6 protein-coding genes are annotated in these 7,724 nt (G+C 54.1%); all 6 read right to left on the reverse strand.

What is annotated here, in order from left to right; all coding sequences use genetic code 11:
* Positions 1 to 10 precede the first annotated feature (10 nt).
* The gene (locus ACPGUT_RS15350) at positions 11 to 1,603 is read right to left on the reverse strand and encodes an ABCB family ABC transporter ATP-binding protein/permease (protein WP_423992885.1); all 1,593 of its coding nucleotides are present in this window, start codon (positions 1,601 to 1,603) and stop codon (positions 11 to 13) included.
* A 243-nt stretch (positions 1,604 to 1,846) separates the two neighbouring features.
* Entirely contained in the window at positions 1,847 to 3,460 is a 1,614-nt protein-coding gene (locus ACPGUT_RS15355; RefSeq protein WP_423992876.1) for a LysM peptidoglycan-binding domain-containing protein, read from the reverse strand.
* A 170-nt stretch (positions 3,461 to 3,630) separates the two neighbouring features.
* Positions 3,631 to 4,533 carry an EamA family transporter RarD gene (gene rarD, locus ACPGUT_RS15360; RefSeq protein WP_423992878.1) on the reverse strand — a complete coding sequence of 301 codons (903 nt, stop codon included), beginning with the start codon at positions 4,531 to 4,533 and terminating at the stop codon, positions 3,631 to 3,633.
* A 327-nt stretch (positions 4,534 to 4,860) separates the two neighbouring features.
* The gene (locus ACPGUT_RS15365) at positions 4,861 to 5,643 is read right to left on the reverse strand and encodes a siderophore-interacting protein (RefSeq protein ID WP_423992880.1); all 783 of its coding nucleotides are present in this window, start codon (positions 5,641 to 5,643) and stop codon (positions 4,861 to 4,863) included.
* 139 nt (positions 5,644 to 5,782) lie between these two features.
* Complete coding sequence (locus tag ACPGUT_RS15370) at positions 5,783 to 6,607, reverse strand: metallophosphoesterase (RefSeq protein ID WP_423992882.1); 825 nt, start codon at positions 6,605 to 6,607, stop codon at positions 5,783 to 5,785.
* A gap of 70 nt (positions 6,608 to 6,677) precedes the next feature.
* Positions 6,678 to 7,277, reverse strand: coding sequence for a superoxide dismutase (locus ACPGUT_RS15375; RefSeq protein ID WP_423992884.1), 600 nt, complete (start codon positions 7,275 to 7,277; stop codon positions 6,678 to 6,680).
* Positions 7,278 to 7,724: the final 447 nt, after the last annotated feature.

The following is a 7,724-nucleotide window of genomic DNA, read 5'->3' on the forward strand; positions in this document are numbered from 1 at the left end:
ATATGTCAGATCATCCCAAAAACGCAATTGCCCCACGCTTTGAGGTGCTCTCGTTTTTAAGCAGGGTCCGGGCGATGCCCACCCGTTGCTTTTCACCGCCCGACAGCTTCAGACCACGTTCCCCAACCTGGGTGTCATACCCTTCAGGCAGGCTTTCAATAAAGTCATGGATTTTCGCAGCTTTCGCAGCTTCGATCACATCCCCATGGGTCGCATCATCTCGGCCATAAGCAATGTTGTAACCCACGGTATCATTGAACAAAACTGTGTCCTGCGGCACCACGCCAATCGCGTCATGCAGGCTTTGCTGTGTCACATCACGCACGTCTTGCCCATCGATCTTCAGCGCGCCATTGTTGACGTCATAAAAACGAAACAGCAAACGTCCGATGGTGGATTTCCCCGCCCCTGATGGGCCAACAATCGCCAGCGAACCGCCAGCAGGGACAGTCAGATCCAGCCCGTTCAGAATGGGGCGGTCATCATGATAGCCAAAGTGAATGTTTTCAAAGCGGATTTCAGCACCTTTCACCTCAAGATCAGGCGCATCCGGCTTGTCGGTAACTTCGGCGGGTTGTTCCAGCAGACCAAACATTTCGCCCATATCCACCAGCGCCTGGCGGATTTCGCGGTAAACCGTACCCAGGAAATTCAACGGCATGGTGATCTGAATCATATAGGCGTTCACCATCACGAAATCACCCACGGTCAGATCACCGTTCTCAACGCCAATTGCCGCCATCACCATCACAGCCACCAGACCACCTGTGATCAGAAACGCCTGACCAAAGTTCAGGAACGCAAGGGAATAAGCCGTTTTCAGCGCCGCAACCTCATAGCCTTCCATCGCTTTGTCATACCGTCTGGCTTCGCGCGATTCAGCGCCAAAATATTTCACGGTTTCAAAGTTCAGCAGGCTGTCGATGGCTTTTTGGTTGGCGTCTGTGTCCTGATCATTCATCTGCTTGCGAATTTTCACGCGCCATTCCGTCACCTTAAAGGTAAACCAAATGTAAACCGCGATGGTGCCCACGACGACCACCAGATACCAGACGTCAAACACCGCCCAAAGGATCAGCGCAATAAACAAAAGTTCCAGCACCAGCGGTCCAATTGAAAACAGCAAAAAGCGCAGAAGGAATTCAACACCTTTCACGCCACGCTCGACAATACGTGACAGGCCACCGGTTTTGCGGGTGATATGATAGCGCATCGACAGCTTATGAATATGTTCAAATGTGCGCAGCGCCAGCATCCGCAAAGCACGTTGACCAACACGGGCAAAAATCACGTCGCGCAACTGTTGGAACCCGATATTCATCAGGCGCGCACCACCATAAGCAACGGTCAGACCCACAGCACCGATCGCCAACAACCAAGCGGCGCTGCCATCTTCCGCTGCAAGCGTATCCACGGCAGCTTTATACAGAAATGGCGTGCCCACAGCGATCACTTTGGACAGCAACAACATCAACATCGCCGCAACAACGCGGCGCTTCACCCAGCCCTGCCCTTCGGGCCAGAGATAAGGCACAACCCGGCGGATGGTCGTCCAGCCCCCGGCCAGATTTTCTGTTGTGGGCAACTCGCCCCCGCCGCTCATATTTCGCATGATGTATCTTCCGCTGCCGAAGGGTTGCTGGTGGGCCTGGATGCCCGGACAACATATCTAATGCGCACAATGGCAAATGACCAGCAGATCTGGCGTGCAGAGACACACATATCAAAAATGAATGATGTATATTTCGCACAGAGCAATATTTCGCCCTGATGCGCGCGCGGGCTTTCATCTTGCCTTAAATACTTCAGGGGGTGTGGGGGAAGATCCCCCACACTGATATCTCAACTATTCAGGAAGCTCAAAAATCTGTCCCGGATAAATCAGATCCGGGTCCCCGATCTGGTCTTTGTTGGCTTCATACAACTGCACATACAGGAAACCATCGCCATAGGTTTCCGACGCAATCCCCCAAAGGGTAAAGCCGGGCTGAACGGTTACGATCTGTGGACGTACAGGTGTTTCAGCGGAAACTGTTGTTGGTGCAGAGCCATCTGTTGCCGCAGAAACGTCCGTTTGCGCAGCCTCAACTGACACACCTTCCGAAACAGTCTCAGTAACCTCGCTGCCCCCCTGCGCATTTGCCACGGCGATTACATTTTCACTGGTGATATCTGTAATCACCGGCGCCGTGGATGTATCCTGCGGCGCATCACCTTCAGCGCTGACGTGATTGGTTGCCAAGGGATCAGCCGTTTCGGCCGTTGCCACGACAATCTCTGTGGCAGTCTCTTGCGCCGCAGCCCCCACAGTCTTCGTTGTTTCCTGAACGGATGCCTGAGCGGCAAGAACATCCTCAACCGCTTCACGCTGGAACGGGATCTGCGCGCGTGACGTGACAGAGCCATCCGCAGCAATCTGATCCACCCGCAGTACATACAACCCGCTGGCCACATCCGGCAGCGTCGATGTCCAAGAATAATCCTCACGCACTTCGGTGCTGATCAGCGGATTATTGTTCACATAAAGGCGCAAAACAGCCCCGGCTTTCGTGCCCTGACCCGCCAGGATCACTTCCCCCTCAGATCCATACGTGACTGTATCAATACGGATACTATCCGGCGCGACTGCCCCGGGCAAAACGCGGATACCGTCTTCATCTGCAATCACTGTACGTGGTGTCTGTGATGTTTCGGTCTCAGCCACGTTAACTTCTGCGGCATCCCCATCAGCGGTTTCAGTTTCGCCTTCAGCATCATGGACCACCACGCCATCACCCGTTTCTTCGGTCGTGTCATTCACGGTCTCTGTCACAACAACTGGCGCTGCGAAAGGTTCAACAATAATGGATTGTTCTGACAGAACGATCTGATCCTGCGCATCTGTGGCCCGCAAAGACATCACCCGTGGTGTATCAGAGGGCTCCAGCATCAGAATTGCTGCGAACTGACCTGAACCATCTACAACGGCATCCCCGACGGGTTCGCCATCCAGAAGGACTTCCATCGCCCCCGGATCAGCCTTGCCCGCAACCAGCGTGTTTCCGTCCGGGTCAACCCGTACCACGTCAAACACCGGTGTCATTGGCGGCGACAGTTCCTCCTGCGGATCTACATTCTGGGCGTCTGACACATCTGCGGTATCGGTGTCAGTCGCCGATGCAACCTCATCCCCAGTCCCGGTATCTTCATCTAAAGCTTCCCCGGCAGATCCCGACACGATGTCATCAGCCTCAGAGACCTCTGGTGCATCACTGTTTTCAACATCTGCGGTTTCTGTGCTTTCGCCGGTTCCCCCAGACGATACAGCTGCCGCCACGACCTCTTCCGTCGCCTCAGTCACTGTCTCTGTATCTGTGGTTTTCTGGTAAACGCCCCAGCCGAAATATCCAGCCAGCAAAAGCGCAACCGCCCCTACCGCGCCTGCGATTGTTCCGCCACTTCCTTTTGTCGTGTCAGCCATGTCTCATCCCCGGACTGCCTCAAGACCTGTCGCGCATGCCACAGGTTCTTATTCATTGTTCAGCCGCCGGCGAGGTAACAAAAAGACACATACCCGAAACCGGGACTTAGGCGAGCTTAGCAAGGGCCATGCCCCCGGTCAAAAGAAGCCTTTAGAAAAAGTTAACTTTCTCAGCCCGTTTTTGAGCCTTTTCGCAGGGTATCAAAGGAAAACAGCGCCAATGCCGACCAGATCAGGGCAAAGGCGATCATATGCCAGATCGTAAAGGCCTCCTGAAAGACGAAAATCGCAATTGCGCCCTGCAGGGTTGGATTCAGATATTGCACAAGCCCAACAATCGACAGAGGCGCGCGGCGCGACGCATAGGAAAACAAGATCAATGGCACAGCGGTGACCGCGCCGGACAGGATCAACAGCAGCGTGTCCGTCTGATCGGCCCCAAAGACCCCCAGATTTCTCCCGACCAGCCCCTGCCACCCCAAAGCATGAACGCCATACAACCAGATCAAGGCCAGGGGCAAAAGAACCGCGACTTCCGCAGCGACCGAAATCACCGGCCCGGCCTCCAGCCGTTTTTTCAACACGCCGTAAAACCCAAATGTGATTGCCAACGCCAAAGATACCAAGGGCACAACCCGCAGACCAATTGTCAACGTGATCACGGCCACGGCCGCCAGCCCAACACAGAACCACTGCACTGCAGACAGTCTTTCACGGAAAATCACCGCCCCCAGCAGAACGGCCACCAGCGGGAAGATATAATATCCAAGCGAACTTTCCACCGCGCGCCCCACCTGTATCGACCAGATGAACAGCCCCCAATTGGTGGAAATCAATAGGGCTGCAATCAGGATCAACACAACCACGCGGGCGCTGGTAAAAAGCCGCAGGAATTCCCCCATGCGTTTCTGGATCAACATCAGCCCAATAAACAACACGAATGACCAAAGCGTACGATGGGAAAGAACTTCCAGCGGCGGCACATGGGCCAGTGCTTTGTAAAACAAAGGCGACAGGCCCCAGATGACACAGGCCAGCACCATGGCGGCCACGCCTTTAAATGTTTCGCTCATGTCGTGGATCCCCTGCTGCGCAGACCAGGTTTTCACAGCCCCTGCCGGATGTAAATCCCGTATGCGTACGGTGAACACACTATGTTTTCATGATTTGCCGGCATCCTGCCCCCGATCGCGATCTTCCGGGCCTGACATCCCGGACATATATGTCGGATGACAGATCCCTGCGGGGATCGGAAACACCGGTTTATCCCTGCGCCGTGACGGGCGTGGTATTGGAAGAGCATCCGCAAAGGGCGGCCGCCACTTTAATATATAAGAATAGCAAAACCAGACGGGTTTCACCGCGCAGACAAAGCTCTGGCGCGGCAAAACACCTGTGATTTAACCCGCGCCTGCGAGCGCCGCTTTGTCTGCCTGATTGTCTTTGCTTTTATCGACTTTGTGCTGATCCTCTGTACGCCCGGCACGCCAGTAGCTGGACAGGTAAAATTGATCCCGTTCCACCCCACGTTCCGTGCGATAGTAACTGCGCAACCGGCGCATGGAGTCAAATTCGCAGGCCGTCCAGACAAAGACATCGCCGTCACGCCATGGCAAGGTCATGATCTGATCAACCAAGGCGCCTTTGGTGACATCCGGTGTCGGGTTCACGACCCATTGCAGTTCCATCCCTGCAGGCAGGTTCAGATCACGTTTGTCTGCGTCTGATATAATTTCAATCACCACATAGCCGCTGGCGTCTTCAGGCAGGTTCTGGAAGTTACACATCAGCGCCGGGAATGCCGTCATGTCGCCGGCCAGCAGATACCAATCCCGCCCCGGTGCCGCGAGCTTCACAGAGCCAGGACCGGCAATTGGAATGCAATCCCCGGGCTGTGCCGATATGGCCCAGTCCGTTGCAATCCCACCGCTGTCCCCATGCAGGGCGAAGTCGACCGTCACAGTGGCGTTTTCCACGTCATGCGCTAGGATCGTATAGGTCCGCATGACCGGACGATCCGGGTTACTGCGCGGTTCATCCGGAAAGACCAGCTTGATGTAGCCACCTTCATGCCCCTCCGGGAAATCAGCAAGCCCTGCCCCGCCAAAGGTAATGCGCCGCATGTTTGGTGTCACTTGCGTGACATGCTGCACGGTGAGGATGCGGTGATTGGATGATGCCATGGTGAAACCTCTGTGGAACTGTTCGCGTCAGAGGTAGATATTTGTACCTGATTGTTTTAGTCAAGTACTTGAATTGAATTTTCTTCTGCACAGACGCACAGGCCGCCTTTACATTGGTAATCTGTATTTAGCAGAACAATCATTGGGGCTGCACATCGATAACCGTAATTTCCGGGATGACACCAAGACGCAGAGGCAGGCCGGAACAGCCCAACCCGGCAGAAATCACAAGCTGCTTTGCACCCAATTCATAGTGACCATACACATAGCGCCGGTCCGATCCATAGGGCAGCACAGGGGCGCGGTTGAAAAGGCGGATCTGCCCAGCATGGGTATGACCAGAGATGGTCAGGGCAACCTGATCAGACAGGGACGGGAAAATTTCAGGTTCATGAGCCAGCAGAATGACAGGCTCTCCTTTCGGCACATCTGCCAAGGCCGCCGGAACATCATGCACACCCTGACGCCCGTTGGATCGCTTCAGGGCCTGCTGACTGCCGATCCCTGCAAGCCAGACGTTATTGTCTAGCCTGACCGCCCGGTTTTCGAGAACCGGAATACCTGCATTTTCTAGGGCGGTCTCTACCCGTAGCGGGCCACGCCCCCGTGCCTGGGCTTCTTTATCTTCCCACCAGTCATGATTGCCGGTCACAGCAAAACATCCCAAAGGCGCATGCAGCCCTGCAAAGATCTGCGCCATGGCTGAAAGCGATACAGCACCAGTGTTGAATTTATGCGCCCTTTCAAAATCTCCGGGCAAAACACAAAGATCCGGCGAAAGCGCATTCGTCATGTCCACTATCCGGGCCAGTCTGTGTTCCCCCATCCATGGACGGCCAATATGAAAATCGGAAAGGGCAACAATGCGCATCCCTGCAAGCAGGCCAGGAATTTTCAGCGCATAAGTGCAGGTTCTGATCTGATATTGAGGTGCAATTGCATATTCAAAAAAGCGCTTCAGCATACCAGTTCCTTAGACAAAAACAGCCCGCAACCATATGGCGCGGGCTGTGAAATTCATCTGATCATTCAGATCACATGCGGGATGCAACGTTTTCCCAGTTGACCAGGTTCTCAAGGAAGTTGGTCAGGTATTTCGGACGGGCGTTGCGGAAATCGATGTAATAGGAATGCTCCCATACGTCACAGCCCAGCAGTGCAGTCTGGCCGAAACACAGTGGGTTCACGCCGTTTTCAGTCTTGGTCACAGCCAGAGAACCGTCAGCGTTTTTCACAAGCCAGCACCAGCCGGAACCAAACTGACCAGCACCCGCAGCACAGAACGCTTTGTTGAACTCTTCTACGGAACCAAAGCTGTCTTTCAACGCGGCTTCCAGTTCAGACGGCATGTTGCGGCCTGACGGACCCATCATTTCCCAGAACTGGTTGTGGTTCCACAGCTGAGAGATGTTGTTGAAGATGCCGTTTTGCGCGACAGAAGACTTGTCGTAGGTGCCAACGATGATCTCTTCAAGGGACTTGCCTTCCCACTCAGTGCCGGCAATCGCGGCATTGCCATTGGTCACATAAGCGTTGTGATGCAGATCGTGGTGATATTCGAGAGTTTCCTTCGACATGCCACCATCAGCAAGTGCATCGTGAGCATAAGGAAGTGCGGGAAGTTCAAAAGCCATTGGGGCCCCCTGTTCGTGCGTTAATCTTGCGCTCTAAATGGCGCTTTGAGGTGGTCAAGGTCAAGGGAGAAGTCTGCGCAGCCCTCTCCCTTATTCATGCACATATATGTTAATAGCGGGAAAGAGCTGAAACAATCAGCCTTTTGTCACCAATACACATTGACCATTTGAACGTTCCTGTTGCCCGTGTCGGTTCACAATAACATTCAAAGTGCTGCTCAGGTCGTTCCGTTTCAGGCGAAAATTGTAGCGCACATATATTCTTCGTCCTGTCGACGTGGTTTCATCTTCATTCTGAAACGTCGCCGTAATTCTCCGGCTGTTCGCCTGAAGCCGGCCTTCTACATCCTCGTAAGAGGTATCAAGAAAGCTATATGCTTGGGCTGTAACACGGAGAGCACCTCAAAGCGTGGGGCAATTGCGTTTTTGGGATGATCTGACATATTT

The sequence above is a fragment of the Halocynthiibacter sp. genome (assembly GCF_049608145.1).
Taxonomy (GTDB): Bacteria; Pseudomonadota; Alphaproteobacteria; order Rhodobacterales; family Rhodobacteraceae; genus Halocynthiibacter.